This window comes from Kitasatospora sp. MY 5-36 (assembly GCF_001182915.1).
In the GTDB taxonomy this organism is placed as follows: Bacteria; Actinomycetota; Actinomycetes; order Streptomycetales; family Streptomycetaceae; genus Kitasatospora.
Window position 1 is genome coordinate 1 of record NZ_LFVW01001361.1, and the last position, 765, is coordinate 765.

General features: G+C 76.2%; 1 protein-coding gene. It reads left to right on the plus strand.

The genetic code is table 11. The features are described from left to right. Positions 1–343 precede the first annotated feature (343 nt). A partial coding sequence (locus AE652_RS42440; RefSeq protein ID WP_159028756.1) for a helix-turn-helix transcriptional regulator occupies positions 344–765 on the plus strand: 422 nt, incomplete at its 3' end.

Consider the following 765-nt stretch of genomic DNA (forward strand, 5'->3'; position numbering starts at 1 on the left):
GGGCGGGGCGGTGGGCGCCGGGGAGTTCGCGGAGGTCCCCTTGCCGCCCGCGTCCCCCGCGTCGTCGTTGCACGCCGTCAGGGTGAGCGCGGCGAGCGCGGCGGTCGCGACGGCGGCCAGGATGCGGGTGCGGGAGGTACGGGCGGTGCGGATGCCGAGCATGTGGGCGTGGCCTCTTCGAAGATCGTTCGGTGTGGTGCTTGGATGACCGGAGCCTGCCCGGTGGCCCGTCCCAGCCGCCACGGTCAACGGCCGGTCAGGGACGCTGGGACACTGGGAGGGGCCCTGAGCAGGGGGGATGCCGGGGCCCTGGAACACGGGGATGAGACATGGGGGTTGGACGATGGGAATGCCGCACGCGACGGGGAGCCCGGCGGCGGACGATCTCGCGGCACTGCTGGGGGAACTGAAGGAGCGTTCGGGGCTCAGCTACGGGACGCTCGCCAAGCGCCTGCACCTGAGCACCTCGACGCTGCACCGCTACTGCATCGGCGCCGTGGTGCCGCCCGAGTTCGCGCCGCTGGACCGCCTGGCGCGGCTCTGCCGGGCGACGCCGCAGGAGCTGATGGAGCTGCACCGGCGCTGGATCCTGGCCGACGGGGCGCGCCGGGCCCGGCCGGGGCAGGAGGCGGGGGCTTCCGCTCCCGCTGCTGCCGCCGCCGTACCCGCGGCCGTACCCGCTCCCGTCCCGGAGCCCGTACGGGAGGCGGACACCGGGCCGGCGCCGTCCGAACCGACGCCGGACGGGCCGCCGGACGGCGGGGG